The sequence below is a fragment of the Erwinia sp. 1181_3 genome, from assembly GCF_052824965.1.
In genome coordinates this window covers 545,542-564,087 of sequence record NZ_VTDE01000002.1, presented here as the reverse complement: position 1 = coordinate 564,087, position 18,546 = coordinate 545,542, and the positions used below count along the sequence as shown (strand labels likewise).

General features: G+C 53.3%; 21 protein-coding genes. 12 read left to right on the top strand and 9 right to left on the bottom strand.

The window, feature by feature from the left end:
- Positions 1 to 91 precede the first annotated feature (91 nt).
- On the bottom strand, positions 92 to 1,780 hold the full coding sequence (locus FY046_RS06965; RefSeq protein WP_133841088.1) for an aspartate:alanine antiporter: 1,689 nt from the start codon (positions 1,778 to 1,780) through the stop codon (positions 92 to 94).
- 297 nt (positions 1,781 to 2,077) lie between these two features.
- On the opposite strand from FY046_RS06965, the gene ybjM reads away from it, so the two are divergent.
- Complete coding sequence (gene ybjM, locus FY046_RS06960; RefSeq protein WP_159338111.1) at positions 2,078 to 2,464, top strand: inner membrane protein YbjM; 387 nt, start codon at positions 2,078 to 2,080, stop codon at positions 2,462 to 2,464.
- 127 nt (positions 2,465 to 2,591) lie between these two features.
- On the opposite strand, the gene FY046_RS06955 is transcribed toward ybjM, so the two are convergent.
- Entirely contained in the window at positions 2,592 to 2,855 is a 264-nt protein-coding gene (locus tag FY046_RS06955; RefSeq protein ID WP_133841086.1) for a GrxA family glutaredoxin, read from the bottom strand.
- A gap of 203 nt (positions 2,856 to 3,058) precedes the next feature.
- Here FY046_RS06955 and FY046_RS06950 point away from each other — a divergent pair, with 203 nt between their 5' ends.
- The 9 genes from FY046_RS06950 (at position 3,059) to potI (ending at position 10,985) form a co-directional block, all read left to right on the top strand.
- Complete coding sequence (locus FY046_RS06950) at positions 3,059 to 3,346, top strand: YbjC family protein (protein ID WP_133841085.1); 288 nt, start codon at positions 3,059 to 3,061, stop codon at positions 3,344 to 3,346.
- On the top strand, positions 3,330 to 4,052 hold the full coding sequence (gene nfsA, locus FY046_RS06945; RefSeq protein ID WP_133841084.1) for an oxygen-insensitive NADPH nitroreductase: 723 nt from the start codon (positions 3,330 to 3,332) through the stop codon (positions 4,050 to 4,052). Before FY046_RS06950 ends, nfsA begins: the two co-directional genes overlap by 17 nt.
- A 24-nt stretch (positions 4,053 to 4,076) precedes the next feature.
- Positions 4,077 to 4,979 (top strand): 30S ribosomal protein S6--L-glutamate ligase, encoded by a 903-nt coding sequence (gene rimK / locus FY046_RS06940; RefSeq protein ID WP_159338112.1) that lies wholly within the window; start codon positions 4,077 to 4,079, stop codon positions 4,977 to 4,979.
- A 121-nt stretch (positions 4,980 to 5,100) separates the two neighbouring features.
- A complete protein-coding gene (locus FY046_RS06935; RefSeq protein ID WP_133841082.1) occupies positions 5,101 to 5,676 on the top strand; it encodes a YceI family protein in 576 nt (191 codons plus the stop codon).
- Between the two features lie 192 nt (positions 5,677 to 5,868).
- Complete coding sequence (locus FY046_RS06930; protein WP_133841081.1) at positions 5,869 to 6,348, top strand: YbjN domain-containing protein; 480 nt, start codon at positions 5,869 to 5,871, stop codon at positions 6,346 to 6,348.
- A gap of 464 nt (positions 6,349 to 6,812) precedes the next feature.
- The gene (gene potF, locus FY046_RS06925) at positions 6,813 to 7,919 is read left to right on the top strand and encodes a spermidine/putrescine ABC transporter substrate-binding protein PotF (protein ID WP_133841080.1); all 1,107 of its coding nucleotides are present in this window, start codon (positions 6,813 to 6,815) and stop codon (positions 7,917 to 7,919) included.
- A 128-nt stretch (positions 7,920 to 8,047) separates the two neighbouring features.
- Positions 8,048 to 9,181 (top strand): putrescine ABC transporter ATP-binding subunit PotG, encoded by a 1,134-nt coding sequence (gene potG, locus FY046_RS06920; RefSeq protein ID WP_159338129.1) that lies wholly within the window; start codon positions 8,048 to 8,050, stop codon positions 9,179 to 9,181.
- 2 nt (positions 9,182 to 9,183) lie between these two features.
- The gene (gene potH, locus FY046_RS06915; RefSeq protein ID WP_133841078.1) at positions 9,184 to 10,143 is read left to right on the top strand and encodes a putrescine ABC transporter permease PotH; all 960 of its coding nucleotides are present in this window, start codon (positions 9,184 to 9,186) and stop codon (positions 10,141 to 10,143) included.
- Positions 10,140 to 10,985 carry a putrescine ABC transporter permease PotI gene (potI, locus tag FY046_RS06910; RefSeq protein ID WP_133841077.1) on the top strand — a complete coding sequence of 282 codons (846 nt, stop codon included), beginning with the start codon at positions 10,140 to 10,142 and terminating at the stop codon, positions 10,983 to 10,985. Before potH ends, potI begins: the two co-directional genes overlap by 4 nt.
- Positions 10,986 to 11,115: 130 nt before the next feature.
- Here potI and FY046_RS06905 read toward each other — a convergent pair whose 3' ends face one another.
- From FY046_RS06905 to FY046_RS06895, 3 genes are read right to left on the bottom strand one after another with little or no spacing between them, the layout of a single operon-like run.
- Positions 11,116 to 12,219 carry an amidohydrolase gene (locus FY046_RS06905; RefSeq protein WP_159338113.1) on the bottom strand — a complete coding sequence of 368 codons (1,104 nt, stop codon included), beginning with the start codon at positions 12,217 to 12,219 and terminating at the stop codon, positions 11,116 to 11,118.
- A gap of 24 nt (positions 12,220 to 12,243) precedes the next feature.
- The gene (locus tag FY046_RS06900; protein WP_133841075.1) at positions 12,244 to 12,717 is read right to left on the bottom strand and encodes a YjiG family protein; all 474 of its coding nucleotides are present in this window, start codon (positions 12,715 to 12,717) and stop codon (positions 12,244 to 12,246) included.
- Positions 12,707 to 13,378, bottom strand: a complete 672-nt coding sequence (locus FY046_RS06895) for a nucleoside recognition domain-containing protein (RefSeq protein WP_133841074.1) — start codon at positions 13,376 to 13,378, stop codon at positions 12,707 to 12,709. The genes FY046_RS06900 and FY046_RS06895 overlap by 11 nt, the downstream gene beginning before the upstream one ends.
- 379 nt (positions 13,379 to 13,757) lie before the next feature.
- Between FY046_RS06895 and FY046_RS06890 the strand changes: the two genes are divergently transcribed.
- The gene (locus FY046_RS06890; RefSeq protein ID WP_133841073.1) at positions 13,758 to 14,231 is read left to right on the top strand and encodes a YbjO family protein; all 474 of its coding nucleotides are present in this window, start codon (positions 13,758 to 13,760) and stop codon (positions 14,229 to 14,231) included.
- Positions 14,232 to 14,286: 55 nt separating this feature from the next.
- Positions 14,287 to 15,414, top strand: coding sequence for a 23S rRNA (uracil(747)-C(5))-methyltransferase RlmC (gene rlmC, locus FY046_RS06885; protein ID WP_133841072.1), 1,128 nt, complete (start codon positions 14,287 to 14,289; stop codon positions 15,412 to 15,414).
- 129 nt (positions 15,415 to 15,543) lie between these two features.
- Here rlmC and FY046_RS06880 read toward each other — a convergent pair whose 3' ends face one another.
- The 4 genes from FY046_RS06880 to artJ form a co-directional block, all read right to left on the bottom strand.
- A complete protein-coding gene (locus tag FY046_RS06880) occupies positions 15,544 to 16,275 on the bottom strand; it encodes an arginine ABC transporter substrate-binding protein (protein WP_133841071.1) in 732 nt (243 codons plus the stop codon).
- A gap of 138 nt (positions 16,276 to 16,413) precedes the next feature.
- Entirely contained in the window at positions 16,414 to 17,082 is a 669-nt protein-coding gene (gene artM / locus FY046_RS06875; RefSeq protein ID WP_212813972.1) for an arginine ABC transporter permease ArtM, read from the bottom strand.
- Positions 17,082 to 17,798, bottom strand: coding sequence for an arginine ABC transporter permease ArtQ (artQ, locus tag FY046_RS06870; RefSeq protein WP_133841069.1), 717 nt, complete (start codon positions 17,796 to 17,798; stop codon positions 17,082 to 17,084). Before artQ ends, artM begins: the two co-directional genes overlap by 1 nt.
- A 3-nt stretch (positions 17,799 to 17,801) precedes the next feature.
- The gene (gene artJ / locus FY046_RS06865; protein ID WP_159338115.1) at positions 17,802 to 18,533 is read right to left on the bottom strand and encodes an arginine ABC transporter substrate-binding protein; all 732 of its coding nucleotides are present in this window, start codon (positions 18,531 to 18,533) and stop codon (positions 17,802 to 17,804) included.
- Between the last annotated feature and the right edge of the window lie 13 nt (positions 18,534 to 18,546).

Here is an 18,546-nt window from a genome sequence, read left to right as displayed (position 1 = left end):
GGCTCCACAATAAGGGGATTTCAAAGAAAAGCAGTGGCATAAATTAAGACTTCACGCCGTCACAAAAGTTCTCTGAAATCGATTAATTATTTTATCCGCCTAAAATCGGCCAGATTATCACGATTAATGTTCCAGCCAGCGTCAGTAAAACGTTAGCAATGGCATAGGTTCCTGCATAGCCCAGTGCCGGGATGTTACTGCGTGCAGTATCGCTGATTATTTCCATCGCCGGGGCGCAGGTGCGGGCACCCATAATGGCGCCAAACAGCAGGGCGCGGTTCATTTTCAGTACCCAGGCACCGAACAGGAAGCAGATAATCACCGGCACCAGACTGACAACCAGCCCGGCACCCAGCATCAGCAGACCGGTTTCGCCTAAACCGTGGGTGATGCCGCTACCGGCGCTTAAACCGACACCCGCCATAAATACCATCAGCCCGAACTCTTTCACCATCGTCAGCGCGCCCTGAGGAATGTAGCCAAAGGTTGGATGATTGGCACGCAGGAATCCCAGCATAATACCGGCAAACAGCAGACCTGCCGCGTTGCCAATGCCGAAACTAAAGCTGCTGAACTGGAAGGTGATCATCCCGATCATCAGGCCGACGATAAAGAAGGCACAAAATGCCAGCAGGTCGGTCATCTGACTGTGAATCGAGATAAAGCCGATGCGGTCGGCGACGGATTTCACGCGTCGTGCTTCACCGCTGATGTGCAACACATCGCCTTTGTTCAGGATAATGTTGTCGTCGATAGGCATTTCGATCTGGCTGCGGATCACCCGGTTAAGGAAGCAGCCGTGGTCTGTCAGCTTCAACTGGCTCAGACGTTTATTCACGGCATTGTTATTCTTAACCACGATCTCTTCATTGACGATGCGCATATCCAGCAGGTCGCGGTCGAACACTTCTTTTCCGTTACGGAAGCTCGGATCCAGGCGGGAATGCGCGTCAGGATAGCCTACCAGCGAGATCTCATCGCCAGGTTGGAGCAGGGCATCGCCGTCGGGGTTGGCGAGAATGCCATTACGGCGAATTCGCTCAATGTAGCAGCCGGTTTGACGGTAGATACCCAGCTCACGCAGATTCTTCCCATCGCTCCAGGCAACCAGTTCCGGGCCAACGCGATAGGCGCGGATCACTGGCAAATAGACTTTGCGCTGGCTGTCCGGGTCCAGCCCACGTTCGCGGGCAATCTGCTGTGCGCTGGTCGGCAGGTCCTGATGCTGTAATTTAGGCAGGTAACGTGCACCAATAATCAAACTTACCAGGCCCATCAGGTAGGTCAGCGCATAGCCAAGGCTAAGATGATCCTGTGCCAGCGTCAGGCTTTTCTCGTCGGTGAGGGTTTGCCGCAGGGTATCGCCCGCGCCAACCAGCACCGGCGTGGAGGTCATTGAACCGGCCAGCATCCCGGCGGTCAGGCCGATATCCCAGCCGAACAGTTTCCCGAGTCCAAGCGCAAGTATCATCGCACTGGTGACCATGACAATCGCCAGCATGAGATAGTTTTTTCCATCGCGGAAGAAAATAGAGAAAAAATTCGGCCCGGCTTCCACGCCGACACAAAAAATAAATAACATAAAGCCGAGATTGAGTGCTTCAGTATTAATCGAAAAATGCTGCTGGCCGAGCAGTAATGAAACAACTAAAACACCAATAGAATTACCCAGTTGAACAGATCCTAACCGAAGTTTGCCTAAACATAACCCCAGGGCGAGTACGACAAATAATAACAGAATGTAATTTCCACTTAACAAATCTGCGATGTTTATATTCACGGTTTAACTTCTTGTTTACCAGTAACCTATTGAAGAAAAGGGGTTTATACGCTAGATTCCACCCTGTGTTCGTCATTCGTCCGCTGTGGGTTAACAGGACTTGCCAACAGCCAGATAAATTGCACCACTATGTTAATCCCTATGCCGATTGACAGCCAGTCTCCGGCACGCTTATTTGTTACCCGTTCTGTTTTTATCGAATAGGCTGACCAAAAACGGCAATTACCCATAGTGACTGAAATGGCTAATTGATGCGTTGAATTGAATTGGGTTTTAAATAACCTGGAGAAAATTCCCGTGTGGATAAAAGGTATCCGTTGGACAGGCCTGATTGCCTGTAGCGCACTCTATGGTGCTATCTATATCGCCGTGCGCTATCCGCTGCCCGCAGGGTACATCGGGCATGCGCAGTTGGGTCTGTTGTTGTTTGTGCTGCCGGGCGCACTGGCCGCGTTGACCTCAAAAGAGTCCCCACTGACCGCAATGGTCATTGCTATCGCACTGGCGTCCCCTCCATGCCTGGTGCTGATGCAGTCAGACGGTTTTAACTCTGTGGGCCTTGGGCAGGAGATTGCGTTTATTGCCAGTGCGGTATTCTGGTGCGGGTCTGGCACCTTGGGCGTGATGCTGTGGCGCACGCTGATGGATATCCATCACCAGCAGGATGGGAAAGGGCGTTTATAGCATTGCTGCAAAAGCAAAGGGCCGATCTCAACGATCGGCCCTGACAGTCATCATGGCTGCGGTGATAGGGGTCGATCGGAAAAGATGATCGACCCCTACGGTAATCATCCCCGCAAGGCGGTGATGATTACTGGAACAGGCCCAGATTCTCTTTGGCATAGGCTTCGAAATCGGTGCAGCCGCCAATGTGGGTTGAGTCGAGGAAGATCTGCGGCACGGTTTCTACCGGCTTACCCACCGTCTTCTCTAAGTCAGCTTTAGTGATCCCTTCCGCGTGAATATCGATATAGCGGAAATTGAAGTCTTCACGTTCTTCAGTCAGTTTTTCTGCCAGCTCGGTCGCGCGAACACAGTAAGGGCAGCCAGGGCGTCCAAAAATCACTGCAAACATAGGTTTCTCCTCAAAGGGTCAGAATTTTATGTGATTCATATCACATTTCATTGCTCAATGGCGCTTATGATGCCCGCATCCCCCGTTGAAAGGAAGAAGGAATTACCTGTTAGTCTGATTCGCAGCACCTATGCATAAGGGCACAAACTGCGCTTTAATAACCCCCTTTCAGCAGGAATATCGTCATTAGCAGGAGAGCCGTTATGCGTGCCTTTAGTCAGCTGCCCCGGGCGGTGTTAGTTCTCGAAGTATTCGGTATTTTGCTCTTGATCCTGTCTTACCTCACGTTACATGAAATGCTACCCTTGCCGTCGCCTTTTACCGGTAAGCTTGCAGCAACGTTGATGATCTTTGCCGGTATTGCCCTGATGCTGCCTGCTGCCACGGTGATGATGTGGCGGACAGCGAAGGTAATGGCCCCCGAACTTTTTAACACGCGCCGTTCGCGTGATAAGCCCAAATCAGGAGATTCCCATGACGCCGACCATTGAACTACTGCGTTCACACCGTTCGATTCGCGCTTACAGCGACCAGGTAATCACCGCAGAGCAGCGTGCCGCGATTCTGGATGCTGCACAGTCGGCCTCCACCTCCAGCTTTTTACAGTGTTCCTCGATTATTCGTATTACGGATACTGAGACGCGCAATGCGCTGGTCGTTTTGAGCGGCGGGCAAAAATACGTTGCCGAAGCCGCCGAGTTTTGGGTGTTTTGCGCCGATTTCAACCGTAACCAGCAGATCTGCCCTGACGCTGAATTAGGGCTGGCAGAACAGCTGCTGCTGGGCTGCATCGATACGGCTCTGATGGCGCAGAATGCCCTGGTCGCTGCCGAATCGCTCGGTTTCGGCGGCTGCTTTATTGGTGGCATCCGTAACCATATCGCTGATGTGACGGAGCTGCTGGGCCTGCCGAAGTTCGTTCTGCCACTGTTTGGCCTCTGCCTGGGCAGCCCGGAGCAGGATCCTGACCATAAACCGCGCATGCCTGCGGGGCTGTTGATGCATGAAAACTGTTATCAGCCGATCGATCCTGCGTTACTGGCGCAATATGACCGCGAACTGGTGGCCTATTACCAGTCACGCGACAGCAACCGTCGCTCGGAAAGCTGGAGCGAGCACATTCAGAAGACGCTGATCAAGGAGAGCCGTCCGTTTATTCTTGATTACCTGCATCAGCAGGGCTGGGCTACGCGCTAATCCTTTTGGCCCCGGAGGCTATTGGTGAAAATTGCTATTCTTTCCCGTGATGGTTCGCTTTACTCGTGTAAACGTCTGCTGGAGGCCGCGCGAGCGCGTGGTCACAGCATTGACGTCATCGACCCGCTCTCCTGCTATATGAATATCAACCCTGGCGCATCGGCTATCCATTACCGGGGGCGCCAGCTGTCACATTATGACGCGGTTATTCCACGCATTGGTTCGGCCACCACGTTTTACGGCACGGCGGTACTGCGCCAGTTTGAAATGTGTGGCAGCTACCCGCTGAATGAATCGCTGGCGATAGCCAGGGCGCGTGACAAGCTGCGCTCGCTGCAACTCCTGGCGCGAGCGGGGATTGCCATGCCGATCACCGGATTTGCCCATTCACCGGATGACACCCGCGATTTGATCGAGATGGTGGGCGGTGCGCCGTTGGTGGTCAAGCTGGTGGAAGGTACCCAGGGGATTGGAGTGGTGCTGGCAGAAACCCGCCAGGCTGCGGAAAGTGTGATTGATGCTTTTCGCGGTCTGAATGCTCATATTCTGGTACAGGAGTTTATCAAGGAGGCGCGCGGGCGTGACGTGCGTTGCCTGGTGATCGGTGGGAAAGTGGTGGGTGCGATCGAGCGTGAGGCAAAAGACGGTGATTTTCGTTCTAACCTGCACCGCGGCGGCACTGCCCGGCGTGTGACGATCAGCGACAGCGAGCGAGAGATAGCGATTAAAGCGGCCACCACGCTGGGGCTTGATGTGGCCGGCGTCGATATTCTGCGTGCCAGCCGGGGACCGCTGGTGATGGAAGTTAACGCATCTCCTGGATTAGAAGGTATTGAGAAAACCACCGGCCTGGATATTGCGGCGATGATGATTGGCTGGATTGAAGAGCAGGCCCAGCCGGGTTTTTGTTTGAAAACCGGTGGTTAACCTCAAGAAGAGATCTTATTCAACAGAGGGGTGACGCTGTAAAAGGGTAATGCAGAGAGTACCGTGAATAAAATCATGCGGTCAGGTGTTTACGCAATGACGTCTAAAGAGAGGTTTACCCATGATGCGTTCTTGCTGCTTTCTGAGTTTTTTACTGCTGATCAGCCCGGTTCTGTATGCTGCGCCTGAAACCTATGTCATCTCGACGGACAAAACTGCCATCGGGCTCTCCTGGCGCGCGTTTGGCCACGCGTTTTCTCAGGCGCATTTAGAGGGGGTGACGGGAACGGTGATACTGGATCCCATGGCGGACTGGGACGATCATATTGAGGTGAAAATACCGGTCGCCACGCTGGTTGCGTCAAACATCCTCCTCACCAGTCAGATGAAAAGTGCCCTGTTCTTTGATGCGGTTCATTATCCCTGGATACGCTTTACCAGCAGCCGCGTGGTGGCACTGGGGCAGGGGCAGTTCAGAATTTTCGGTCTTTTATCCGTCAAAGATGTTCGTCGTCCGATCATCATGGAGGCGACGCTGGATAATCACGGTGTGTTATCGCCAGAGGCACAAACGCTGGCACTGCATGCATCCACCGCGATTTCGCGCAGTGCATTTCGGGTTGATCGCCTTGTCGGCATTGTTGACGATCGGGTGGCAATTGACCTGACGATTGCGGCGCACGCCACGCGGCCATAATATTCGTTGGTCTCAATGCTGCAGCGGCAGGGGGCGTTCTGTTGTTGCCTCAGGCGGCGTGGCCAGGAAGTGTCTCCCTGAGTTAATGCTTAAAACCAGCTGCTGGCGTCATATTTCTGTCGTAATCATGGTTTTTGGCGGCGTTTTTACGTAAGCTAGGGCGCAATTTTATTGCGGCATGAGACAAAGAATATGGATTCACTCGTCGTTCCGGATCTCGACGTATTGCGACGTTGGCTGGATCAGCAAAGCATCACCTGGTTTGAGTGTGATTCATGCCAGGCACTACATCTGCCGCATATGCAGAATTTTGATGGGGTGTTTGATGCCAAACTCGATTTGGTGGATAACGTCATTCTGTTTTCGGCTCTGGCTGAAGTCAAACCCACGGCCCTGATCCCGCTGCTGGGCGAATTGTCACAGATCAATGCCAGTTCGCTGACGGTGAAAGCGTTCCTTGATATTCAGGACGATAATCTGCCCAAACTGATAGTCTGCCAGTCGCTGAGTGTGACCGCCGGGTTGACCTATGGCCAGTTTGTCCATTTTATGAAGCAGAGCGAAGAGCAAATTTCGATGATCGTCATGGAGGCTTTTGCCAATAATCTACTGATGATCGGTGAAGATGACGATCGGACACCCGTGAGCACGGGGCATTCGGTTCTGCATTAATCGGCATTTTTACACCTCATGCTTTCTTCCGGGCGGATACTCTTTCCGCCCGTTTTAATCCTGTTTCCTCTGTTCACTCCACGCCCCTGAATCAAATGCTGTTTTAAACACCAACTTCAGCATGATCATAACCACTTTTTATTCTGCATTTTGCCCTATATTGCCAGATATCTGTCGCTGTTTATGCCGTGAATGGCGTATCACATAGAGGAAACATGCATAAAAAATCGATAAAAGGCGTTTTTTACGCTAGGGGCTGGTCTGATCCTGATACTGGGGCTATTCTTGCGTGGCTGCATTACGCGTGCAACGTCCCCAGATATATAGGTTTTTAGTATTAACGGGCCGGTGAATAATGATTCATTCTTTAGCCTTAATTCTTCAAACTTTATCTATCAAGAAAGCAGGTGTTCACCGGTTCACCTGCCCGGCAAAATGTTTATCTCTGTTCATGAGGATGGAAAATGTTCAACCAACGTAAAAAATGGTTGTCAGGTGTGGTAGCGGGTACGCTGATGGCGATCTCTGCTGGCTCACTGGCCGCAGACAAGACGCTGCACGTTTATAACTGGTCTGATTATATTGCGCCGGGTACGGTGGCGGATTTTGAAAAGCAAACCGGTATCAAAGTGGTGTACGACGTATTCGACTCCAATGAAGTACTGGAAGGCAAACTGATGGCCGGTAGCACCGGTTATGACGTCGTTGTGCCGTCCTCCAGCTTCCTTGCGCGTCAGCTTCAGTCGGGTGTGTTCCAGCCGCTGGACAGAAGCAAACTGCCGAACTACAAAAATCTCGACCCTGATTTGATGAAAAAGCTCGAGCAGCACGATCCGGGCAACAAATATGCGATCCCTTATCTGTGGGCGACCACCGGGATTGGCTATAACGTTGAGAAAGTGAAAGCCGCTCTGGGTAAAGATGCCCCGGTCGACAGCTGGGATCTGGTCCTCAAGCCGGAAAATCTCGAAAAGCTGAAGAGCTGTGGCGTCTCCTTCCTCGATGCACCTGAGGAGATCTTCGCGACTGTGCTGAACTACATGGGCAAAGATCCGAACAGCAGCGATGCAAAAGATTATACGGCGGCGACCGATCTGCTGTTGAAACTGCGTCCGAGCATTCGCTATTTCCACTCTTCCCAGTACATCAACGATCTGGCAAACGGCAATACCTGCGTGGCGATTGGTTGGGCGGGTGATATTCTCCAGGCGAAAAACCGCGCTGTAGAAGCGAAGAACGGCGTGAATATCGCCTACAGCATTCCTAAGCAGGGCGCGCTGGCGTTCTTCGATATGCTGGCGATCCCGAAAGATGCGAAAAACGTCGATGAAGCCTATCAGTTTATTAACTATCTGATGGAACCGAAAGTGATGGCGCAGATTTCCAATACGGTGTTTTACGCCAGCGGTGTAAAGGCTTCCCTGCCGTTTGTTGATGCGGCTATTCGCGACAACCCGGGAATCTATCCAACCCCTGAAACCATGGCGAAACTGTTCACCCTGAAGGTGCAGGATCCGAAACTTGACCGTGTGCGTACGCGTGCATGGACTAAAGTTAAAAGTGGTAAGTAAGCCATAACCGTTTCACACTCGTTAAGCAGCAGAGGCGCGGTTACCGGCCTCTGTTTTGTTTTTTTTAGGGCAGGGCAGACGTCAACCCGCACAGCGGCCCCGCCTTTTAGCGCCGGAGTATAATGGTAGTGAATGACGCGATCCCCCGTCCTCAAAGCAAAGCAGGTAAGGCGCTGACGCCACTGCTGGAGATCCGCAATCTGACGAAATCTTTCGATGGTCAGCATGCGGTGGATGATGTGAACCTCACCATCTATAAAGGCGAGATTTTCGCTCTGTTAGGTGCCTCAGGCTGCGGTAAATCAACGCTGCTGCGTATGCTGGCCGGTTTTGAAGCGCCAACGCAGGGGCAAATCGTGCTGGATGGCCTCGATCTCTCTCATGTGCCACCGTATCAGCGACCCATTAATATGATGTTCCAGTCCTACGCCCTGTTCCCCCATATGACGGTGGAGCAGAATATCGCCTTTGGACTGAAACAGGACCGTCTGCCGAAAGCCGAGATTGCCGAGCGTGTGGCTGAGATGCTGACGCTGGTGCATATGCAGGAGTTTGCCAAACGTAAGCCTCATCAGCTCTCTGGCGGTCAGCGTCAGCGTGTCGCACTGGCTCGTAGCCTGGCAAAACGCCCTAAACTGCTGCTGCTGGATGAACCTATGGGCGCGCTGGATAAAAAATTGCGTGACCGCATGCAGCATGAAGTGGTGGATATCCTTGAACGCGTTGGGGCGACCTGCGTCATGGTGACCCACGACCAGGAAGAAGCCATGACCATGGCGGGCCGCATTGCGATTATGAATCGTGGCAAGTTTGTGCAGATCGGTGAGCCGGAAGAGATTTACGAGCACCCGACCACGCGTTTCAGTGCCGAATTTATCGGGTCAGTTAACCTGTTCGAAGGACTGCTGCGTGAGCGTCTGGAGGATGGGCTGATTATTGAGAGCCCGGGCCTGATCCATCCGCTGAAAGTAGCTTCTGACGTGTCGGTGGTTGATGGCGTTCCGGTGTCCGTGGCGCTGCGCCCGGAAAAAGTGATGTTATGCGATGAGATCCCGGCCGATGGCTGCAACTTTGCCGTGGGTGAAGTGGTGCATATTGCCTACCTGGGCGATCTGTCGATTTATCATGTCCGTCTGCATAGTGGGCAGATGATCAGTGCCCAGTTGCAGAATGCCTATCGCTTCCGTAAGGATACTCCGACCTGGGGTGACGAAGTGCGTCTTTGCTGGGATGCCGATAGCTGTGTGGTCTTAACGGTATAATCATGAGCCAATTTTCTGAACGCCCTCCCGAGCCGCCAAGCGGCCAGCAAACCGGCATTAAAGGCCTGTTGACGCGCCTGTCGATGGCGCACGGCCGTAAGCTGGTGATTGGACTGCCTTACCTCTGGCTGTCGCTGCTGTTTCTGCTGCCGTTTCTGATTGTTCTGAAGATCAGTTTTGCCGATATCGCCCGTTCAAGCCCGCCCTATACCGAGCTGTTAAGCTGGGCGGACGGCCAGTTGAACATGGCGCTGAACTTCGGCAACTACCTGATGCTGACTGAGGACCCGCTGTATATCGATGCCTACCTGCATTCATTGCAGGTGGCGGGCATTGCCACGCTGATCTGTTTAGCGATTGGTTATCCGCTGGCATGGGCGGTAGCACATGCTTCACCTTCTACGCGCAATATCCTGCTGTTGCTGGTGATCCTGCCGTCCTGGACCTCGTTCCTGGTGCGCGTTTATGCGTGGATGGGCATCCTCAATAATAACGGTATTCTGAATCGATTTCTGATGTGGACGGGGGTGATCGATCATCCGATCACCATTCTTTATACCGACCTGGCGGTGTATATCGGTATTGTTTACTGCTATCTGCCGTTTATGGTGCTGCCGATTTACACCGCGCTGACACGTATTGATTACTCGCTGGTGGAAGCCTCGCTCGATCTCGGCGCACGTCCGATAAGAACCTTCTTCAGTGTGATTGTGCCGCTGACCAAAGGCGGCATTATCGCCGGGTCGATGCTGGTGTTTATTCCGGCGGTAGGGGAGTACGTGATCCCGGAACTGCTGGGGGGCCCGGACAGCATTATGATCGGGCGCGTGGTGTGGATGGAGTTCTTTAACAACCGTGACTGGCCTGTCGCATCGGCCCTGGCGGTGATTATTCTGTTGATCCTGATCCTGCCGATTATCTGGTTCCATAAACATCAGAATAAAGAGGGGGATAAAGCGTGAGTCAGCTACCGGTTATTCGCTCAAAGTGGCGCACGGCTATCCTTGCCGTCTGTTTCTTCTTCCTGTACGCACCAATGCTGTTACTGGTGATTTATTCGTTTAACTCATCGCAACTGGCGGCATGGGAGGGCTTCTCGCTGCGCTGGTATCAGGTACTGTTTAACGACGATGCCATGATCCGTGCGGTAACGCTTAGCCTGTCCCTTGCCGGGCTGTCGGCGACGGCAGCGGTGATCCTCGGGACTATCGCTGCGATGGTGATTGTGCGCTTCGGCCGCTTTAAAGGCTCCACTGGCTTTGCCTTTATCCTGACGGCACCGCTGGTCATGCCGGATGTGATCACCGGGCTTTCGCTGCTGCTGCTGTTTGTGGCCATGGCAAATGCGTTCGGCTGGCCTGCTGAGCGCGGGATGCTGACGATCTGGCTGGCCCACGTCACCTTCTGTACCGCCTATGTGGCGGTGGTGATTAACTCGCGTCTGCGTGAGCTGGACCGCTCGATTGAAGAGGCGGCGATGGATCTGGGGGCGACGCCACTGAAGGTGTTTTTTGTGATCACGGTTCCGATGATTGCGCCTGCCATTGTCACCGGCTGGCTGCTGGCATTTACCCTGTCGCTTGACGATCTGGTGATCTCCAACTTCGTTACCGGGCCAGGCGCTAATACGTTACCGATGCAGATATTTGCCACCGTGCGCCGTGGGATTAACCCGGAGATTAACGCGCTGGCAACCTTGATTCTGCTGGTGGTGGGGATTGTTGGCTTTATTGCCTGGCGTTTGATGGCCAGTAAAGAGAAGCAGCGCCTGAAAGACATTCAGAGGGCGCGCGCGGGGCATTAATCCGCGGTTAAGCAAGACCTGTCGTAGCTGACCTTCTGTTTCTTCCAGCCTGCGACGTTATGCCGCAATGAAAACGGGACGACCGGAAAAAGGTCGTCCCGTTATCTCTACGAGGTTCCTGGGGGATCAATCACCCAAGCACTTTCTTCACACAGGCTTTGAAAATCTTAATCCCCACCGGCAATGAATTCAGATCAAAATGCATATCCGGATGGTGCAATCCAGGAACTAACCCGGTGCCCAGGCCCCAGAAACCGGCCTTCACTGAAGGACGCTGCACCGGATAGTGGAAGAAATCTTCACTGCCCGGCGTGGAGCGCGGTTCAAGTAAAGCGTCCTGACCCAATACCTCGACAATCGCGCCGGAGATCAGCGCACTCATCTCATCATCAATTTCGGCTGCGGGCATGGCTTTCAGTACCTGCACTTCAGCCTGTGCGCCAAAGGCGGCAACGCTGTGCTCAATGGCACGCTGCACACGATGTTGCAGTTCAACCATATCCTCGTTCTTTGCGGCCCGCAGATCGAACACTACGCGTGCTTCATCCGGGATCGAGTTAGTCACGCCTGCATCGCAGAGGAAACGCGTGGCTTTAACGCTCCACACGCTGTTCGGTGCCATATGAATCGCATTTACTGCCTGCACTGCGCTAACGCCAGCATCCAGCGCATTGACGCCAAGGTGTGGGCGAGCGCCGTGCGCGGTCTGGCCGCGGATAATGGCTTCAACGGTCACACAGGCTGAGTAATACACGGCAGGGATCGCTGTGCCAACCGCGCACTCTTCCGCCGGACGGACGTGGAAACCGAGGATCATATCGACATCATCAATTGCCCCGCCGTCGATCATCGCCAGCGCGCCGGTTCCCAGTTCTTCAGCAGGCTGGAAAATTAGTTTCAGGCGACCTTTTTTAATCGCCTGCTCGGCGATCAGTTCCTGGGCGGCGGTGAGCACCACTGAAGAATGACCGTCGTGGCCGCAGGTATGGCGGGCGCAGGGAATGCCGTTGATGATATGCCCCAGCGCATCCATATCGGCACGCAGTGCCAGAGTCGGGCCTGGAACACCGCTGTCCAGCACAGCGACAATGCCGGTGGTGGCATTAAAATGATCCTGAACCTCATAACCGGCGGCTTTAAGCTGCTGGCTGATGTAGGCCGAGGTCTTAAACTCCTGGAAACCCAACTCCGGGATTTCGTGCAGGTAGTGGTAATGTTCTAACACTTTTGACACGTTATACACTCCATTCAGCTTCTGTTACGCAATGACTCGCATCACCAGCATCGCGATGACCGAGTTCATAATGCTGGTCAGCATTAACAGCGGCCAGTATTTTTTCGGCACGTCGGAAACACCGAGCAGGCGGCCCATATACTGTAACTGAGAACCCATTAAAAAGATCGCCGGGGCCAGAATAGTGATATCTCCCCCGGTCAGCACGCCTTTCGCCAGCAGGCTGATAGCAACGCCGGTTCCGGCAGAGGAGGAGAGCCAGGCGGTCAGCAGTACGGTAACCGCTTCACCGGGCAGGCCGAACAGCCCCATGACGGGCGCGAAAACGGTACCAATCAGTTTCATCACGCCGAGCAGGTTCAGCACTTCAGCAATGACATAAGCCATCACCACGTTCGGCATTAAATTATGAATGGCAATATGAAAGCCTTTACGTGCACCAATCACAAAGATATCGAAGGGATTATTAGAAACGCTAACCTGAGGGTTATTCTGCATGTTGGAAATCTCGCTTGTAAACGGTATTCAGCATCAGACGGACAAAAGCGCCGCCAACAAATTTCAGTACGAACATCAGCACCAGCGGGACCAGTACCGGTGTGGCCAGCGAAGCAAATAACGCCGACCCGATAGAGAAGTAGTTATTAATCAGCCCTGCGCCGGAATATTGCCAGGCCGCCATGATCACTACATCTTTTTTCGTCACCTGTTTGTTGTCGTACAGCTCTTTCGTTAATGCCGCACCTGCATCGGTGCTTTGTAAATCGGTAATTAAGGCCAGCCCTGTGCGTCCTGGAATACCTAACAGGGGACGTAACAGTGGCGTCAGCAATTTGTGGGCCGCGCGAATGGCGCCGTAATGAGTGAAGATCTCCAGTAGCCCCAGCGCCAGCATCACGGTTGGCACCAGCGACAATGCAAACAGGAAGCCGGCTTTGGCACTGAGTCCGCCCGCACCGACAAAGGTATTATGGGCCGGATCTTTCATGGTGCCGAAACTGCCACCCAGTGTGGTGAAATCAAATGCACCCAGCCATGCCATGCCGTCGACGTTAAACAGCAGGCCGGAAAAAAACAGTATGGCTAATATTAATGCCAGCCAGGCCCCTTTGCCGACTGACCACTTTTCACCCGACAGGGTTATTTTATCTTCAGACATCTGGTTCCTACTCCCCGGTATTCATCAAAGGTTATGCAAATAGCCCATAGCGGATTTTTCGTTCCATATAGTGGAATTATTGACCGACCTGGACTAAAAATAATGTGGTTGCTGCCGATAACGATCGAACCACCGGGTTCGGATTGCAGATATCGTGCCAGAATGCATTCATATCATTAATCTTACGGAATGAACTGAGGCAGGGCGGGTTAATTTCGCTATAAGATAAAAGTGAAAAACCGATTATTTATTTTCAACGATGAAATAAAAGACACTTTTTTTCTTTTCTCAGTGGGAATATTCTTGTGAGTGCAACCGTAAGACACCATGATGGATCAGTTGCACCATCACAGGGCGTGGCAGCAGCAGGAGGGAAGAAATGTCTGAAGTGATAAGAGAGAGCAAAACGCTGTTCAGCGGCGCGGCAAGCATTCCGGTGCCCGTATGGATTGCGGGTATCGCCATTATTGCTACCCGCTGCCTCGGCGTATTGCTGCTCGCTAACGAGCTGGGGTTGATGGAGCTGATGAACTTTGTGCATCGCAGTGCACAGGCCTGGGATTCAACGCTGATCTTTATTGCCAGCCAGCTGATCTTCTTTATCGAGCTGCGCTGTGCCATTGCCCTGATGCGCGGGCACAGCTGGGGGCGCTGGGGTTTCCTGGCAGCTCAGGTGCTGGTGCTGATCTATATGTTTGTGGCGTCTATGGGCTGGGTCTATCCGGAGATTTTCAGCATTAATAGCGATAATGATAGTCAGGTCGTTCCCTCTCTCCTGGTACAAAAGCTTCCCGATATCTTGGTGTTGTTGCTGCTTTTTGTGCCGCAAAGTAGCCGACGGTTTTATCGTTAATCCTCCACTGCTATACTGTCCGACTGCATTTCGCTTCCCAGATCAGGCTTCCATCATGCATTGCGCGCTTTATGACGCCGGCCGTTGCCGTTCCTGCCAGTGGCTGGAGACACCTTACTCCCGGCAAGTTTCTCAAAAACAGTCACATTTACAGCAATTGTTGGCATGTTTTCCGGTTGGTCAGTGGTTGCCGCCTGCGCTCTCTCCGCTACAAAAATTCCGCAATAAAGCCAAAATGGTGGTCAGCGGCAGCGTCGAACGCCCTCTGCTGGGTATGTTGCATCGTGATGGTACGCCAGTCGATCTGAGCGACTGTCCGCTCTATCCTGACAGTTTTGCCAGCGTGTTTGCTGAACTACGCCCGTTTATTGCCCGTGCCGGGCTGACGCCCTATAACGTGGCACGCAGGCGAGGTGAACTGAAATATATCCTGTTGACCGAAAGCCGGCATAACGGGCAACTGATGCTACGTTTTGTTCTGCGCTCAACCACCAAACTGGCGCAGCTGCGCGCCGCACTGCCCGAGCTTCAGCGCGCATTGCCTCAATTGGCGGTGATTTCTGCCAATATTCAACCTGTGGCGATGGCGATTATGGAGGGGGAGGAAGAGATTCCATTAACGGATAATCAGGTCCTTGCCGAACAACTCAACGACGTGCCGCTGTCAGTACTGCCGAAAAGCTTTTTTCAGACCAATCCACGGGTGGCGGCCGAACTGTATGCCACTGCGCGAGTCTGGGTCAGAGAATTGCAGGTGAGTGCTATGTGGGATCTGTTCTGCGGTGTGGGTGGTTTTGGTCTGCATTGTGCGACGCCCGAGATGCAGTTGACGGGGATCGAGATCAGCCAGGAGGCGATTGCCTGTGCGCAGCGGTCTGCGGAACAGATGGGACTGAAACAAGTGAGCTTTGCAGCACTGGACTCCACCGCTTTTGCCACCGGAGAGGGCAGCGTGCCGGAGCTGGTGCTGGTCAATCCACCGCGCCGCGGAATTGGTGCCGGGCTTTGCGCGTATCTGGAAAAAATGGCACCGCCTTGGATACTCTATTCCAGCTGTAATGCCGAAACGATGGCCACCGATATCGGACGCCTGAAAGCCTATCGCATCATCAAAGTTCAGATCTTTGATATGTTTCCGCACACCGCGCATTACGAAGTGTTGACGCTGTTGCAGCGGGTGTAAAGCGGGTCGGGCATGCCCGACCCCTACGATGATACCACTATATGGGGCGTGGCATGCCGCGCCCTGATGCCTTACGATGACGTCAGCATGTGGGTAGGGGCGTGGCATGCCGCGCCCTGATGCCGAAAATTACTCGGGGAACCACTGCTTATTGAGTTTATCAATCGTTCCGTCAGCTTTCAGTGCAGCCAGCGCGGTGTCCAGCTTCTTCAGCAGCGCATCATTATCTTTACGTACCGCAATACCCAGACCCGTGCCGAAATAACTGCTGTCCGTAATATGCTCGCCGACGGCGCTGAGATTAGGGTTGGTCTTAAGCCAGGCGCCGACCACTGCGGTGTCACCCAAAATGCCATCCAGGCGATTATTTTTCAGGTCGAGGATCGCGTTCTGGTAGCTGTCATAGGCCACCGCCGTGATGTCCGGCTGCTTATCATGCAGGTACTTCTGGTGAGTGGTGCCGTTCTCAATACCTACACGTTTACCCTTCAGCTGATCCAGGCTGGTGAACTTGCCTTTCTGCGCAATAATAATCGCTGAGTTGGCGTAGTAAGGTTGAGTAAAGCTGACCTGTTTCTGGCGCTCTTCAGTGATATCCATACCGGAAATCACGGCATCGTAGCGGCGGAACTTCAGCGCAGGAACCAGACTGTCAAAGGGATTATTGGTGAAGCTGCACTCCGCCTGCATCTGTTTGCACAGTGCTTTCGCCAGATCGATATCGAAGCCGACAATCTGGTTATCGCTGTTCAGGGATTCAAAGGGAGGGTAGGTCGCGGAGGAGGCAAAACGAATCTTGTCTGCAGCCTGCGTTCCTAAGGCAACGCTGGCCAGCAAGGCTGCCAGAACGAGTTTTTTCATCTATTAATTCCTTTAGGTCTCATTGTCCTGACCAGTATCGACGACAGAAGCTGTTCGTTATCCGTTGATTAAAGAGCTACGAAGGCTTTTTTTTCATGAATGCCCGAGGCGCGGGTGCGGATCGGGCATCGGTAAGCATCAATTCCGCTGTTCGAACGCCAGTGCCCGGCGCTCAATCATGCGCATTATCAGGGTGAGTAATCCGTTTACGCACAGATAAATCACCCCGGCGGCGGCAAACACGCTGACATCGTAGGTGCGTCCGTAAAGCATTTGCCCGTGGCCCATGACTTCCATCAGCGTAATGGTGTAGGCCAGCGAGGTACTTTTAAACACCAGCACCACCTCATTGGAGTATGAGGAGAGCGCACGTTTGAATGCATACGGCAGCAAAATTCGCAGTTGATCGCGGCGGTTCATGCCCAGCGCCGCACAGGACTGCCATTGCCCGGCAGGAATAGCACGCACCGCGCCGTGGAACAGCAGTGTGGTATAGGCCGCGCTGTTCAGTGACAGGGCCAGCAGCGCACACAACCAGGGTTGTGAAAGCAGGCTCCATAACCAGTGAATATTCTGGATCGCCGGGAACTGTCCTGGTCCGTAGTAGATCAGGAAGATCTGCACCAGCAGTGGGGTGCCGGTAAACAGGGTGATATAGGCGCGAGTCATCTGGTTCAGAACCGGGACTTTTAACGCCAGGATCACGGTAAACACCAGGGCCAGAATCAACGCCAGCAGCAGTGCCGCTACGGTGAGCATCAGGCTGGTATTCAAACCTTTCAGCAGTTCAGGGAAATAACTCAACATCAGCAGTCTCCCCGCTCAAAGCGTGTGGTGCGCAGTTCAATGCGTTTCAGGACGAATTGGCTGAACAGGGTGATCAGCAGGTAAATCCCCGCCGCGATAACGTACCAGGTAAAAGGTTCCTGGGTGCGGGTCGCGATGCTTTTGGTCTGCAACATAATATCGTTAACGCTAATCAGGGAGACCAGCGCGGTATCTTTCAACAGCACTAACCACTGATTGCCGAGGCCGGGCAGCGCATGGCGCCACATCTGCGGCATAATCAGGCGGAAGAAGATAGCGGTCTTCTTCATTCCCAGCGCTTGTCCTGACTCCCACTGGCCTGACGGTACGGCTTTCAGCGCACCGCGCAGGGTTTGTGATGCATAAGAGGAGTAGAGGATAGCCAGCGCAATCACCCCGCAAAGAAACGGGCTGACGTCAAAATTCTCAATGGCGACCTGAACCGGGATTTGAACGAACCCCAGGTTAACGGTGAAGCCGTCCGACAGCGTCAGCAGCAGCTGTGAGGCACCGAAGTAGATAAACAGCACCACAAGGATTTCCGGCAGGCCGCGAAACAGCGTGACCAGTCCGGTTCCCAGCCAGGCGAGGGGACGCCAGCGCGCAGATTCCCAGACGGCGAAAATCATCGCCAGTATTAAACCGGCAATCAGTGCACAAACGGCCAGGCCGACGGTCATCCCGGCGGCGCTGGCGAGAGTATAAAGTTCGCTCATTAATTACTGCTGAAACCACTTGCTGTAGATAGTCTTATAGGTGCCGTTGGCTTTCACCTTGTCCAGCGCCGCGTCGAATTTGCTCTGAAGCTCGGTATTACCCTGACGCACGGCAATGCCGAGGCCGGTGCCGAAGTAGGCTTTATCCGTCACTTTCTCGCCCATTGGCGTCAGATTTGGGTTCTGTTTCAGCCATTCGTTGACCACCGCTGTATCACCAAATACCGCATCGATACGGCCATTTTTCAGGTCGAGGATCGCGTTCTGATAGCTGTCGTATGGCACAACGTTAATAGCAGGCAGCTTTTCGCTCAGGTATTTCTGGTGTGTAGTGCCGTTCTGCACACCCACGCGTTTGCCTTTCAGTGCATCTACGCTGCTGACTTTATCTTTCTGGATAATAAACAGCGCAGAGTTGTCGTAATAGGCTTTGGTGAACAGGACCTGTTTTTCACGCTCAGGCGTGATATCCATACCGGCCATCACTGCATCAAAACGACGGAATTTCAGACTGGGGATCAGGCTGTCGAACGCCTGGTTGGTGAAGGTACATTCGGCACCGATTTCGCGGCACAGCGCGTTGGCCAGATCGACATCAAACCCCTGGATCTTATTATCAGAATCCACGAATTCGAAAGGAGGGTAAGACGCCTCAGTAGCAAAACGAAGGGTTTGAGTGGCGCTGGCGCTCAGGCTGAAACCGGCTAACAGTGCGGCAATGACAATTTTTTTCATCGTTATGTCCTGC

Excerpts from the sequence above, each read along its gene's own strand:
- FY046_RS06900 (WP_133841075.1), bottom strand. The coding sequence starts at position 12,717 with ATGCAGAATAACCCTCAGGTTAGCGTTTCTAATAATCCCTTCGATATC.
- FY046_RS06930 (WP_133841081.1), top strand. The coding sequence starts at position 5,869 with ATGGATTCACTCGTCGTTCCGGATCTCGACGTATTGCGACGTTGGCTG.
- artJ (WP_159338115.1), bottom strand. The coding sequence starts at position 18,533 with ATGAAAAAAATTGTCATTGCCGCACTGTTAGCCGGTTTCAGCCTGAGC.
- FY046_RS06895 (WP_133841074.1), bottom strand. The coding sequence starts at position 13,378 with ATGTCTGAAGATAAAATAACCCTGTCGGGTGAAAAGTGGTCAGTCGGC.
- FY046_RS06950 (WP_133841085.1), top strand. The coding sequence starts at position 3,059 with ATGCGTGCCTTTAGTCAGCTGCCCCGGGCGGTGTTAGTTCTCGAAGTA.
- FY046_RS06955 (WP_133841086.1), bottom strand. The coding sequence starts at position 2,855 with ATGTTTGCAGTGATTTTTGGACGCCCTGGCTGCCCTTACTGTGTTCGC.
- rlmC (WP_133841072.1), top strand. The coding sequence starts at position 14,287 with ATGCATTGCGCGCTTTATGACGCCGGCCGTTGCCGTTCCTGCCAGTGG.
- FY046_RS06880 (WP_133841071.1), bottom strand. The coding sequence starts at position 16,275 with ATGAAAAAACTCGTTCTGGCAGCCTTGCTGGCCAGCGTTGCCTTAGGA.
- potH (WP_133841078.1), top strand. The coding sequence starts at position 9,184 with ATGAGCCAATTTTCTGAACGCCCTCCCGAGCCGCCAAGCGGCCAGCAA.
- FY046_RS06935 (WP_133841082.1), top strand. The coding sequence starts at position 5,101 with ATGATGCGTTCTTGCTGCTTTCTGAGTTTTTTACTGCTGATCAGCCCG.
- nfsA (WP_133841084.1), top strand. The coding sequence starts at position 3,330 with ATGACGCCGACCATTGAACTACTGCGTTCACACCGTTCGATTCGCGCT.
- artQ (WP_133841069.1), bottom strand. The coding sequence starts at position 17,798 with ATGAGCGAACTTTATACTCTCGCCAGCGCCGCCGGGATGACCGTCGGC.
- FY046_RS06890 (WP_133841073.1), top strand. The coding sequence starts at position 13,758 with ATGTCTGAAGTGATAAGAGAGAGCAAAACGCTGTTCAGCGGCGCGGCA.
- artM (WP_212813972.1), bottom strand. The coding sequence starts at position 17,082 with ATGTTGAGTTATTTCCCTGAACTGCTGAAAGGTTTGAATACCAGCCTG.
- potF (WP_133841080.1), top strand. The coding sequence starts at position 6,813 with ATGTTCAACCAACGTAAAAAATGGTTGTCAGGTGTGGTAGCGGGTACG.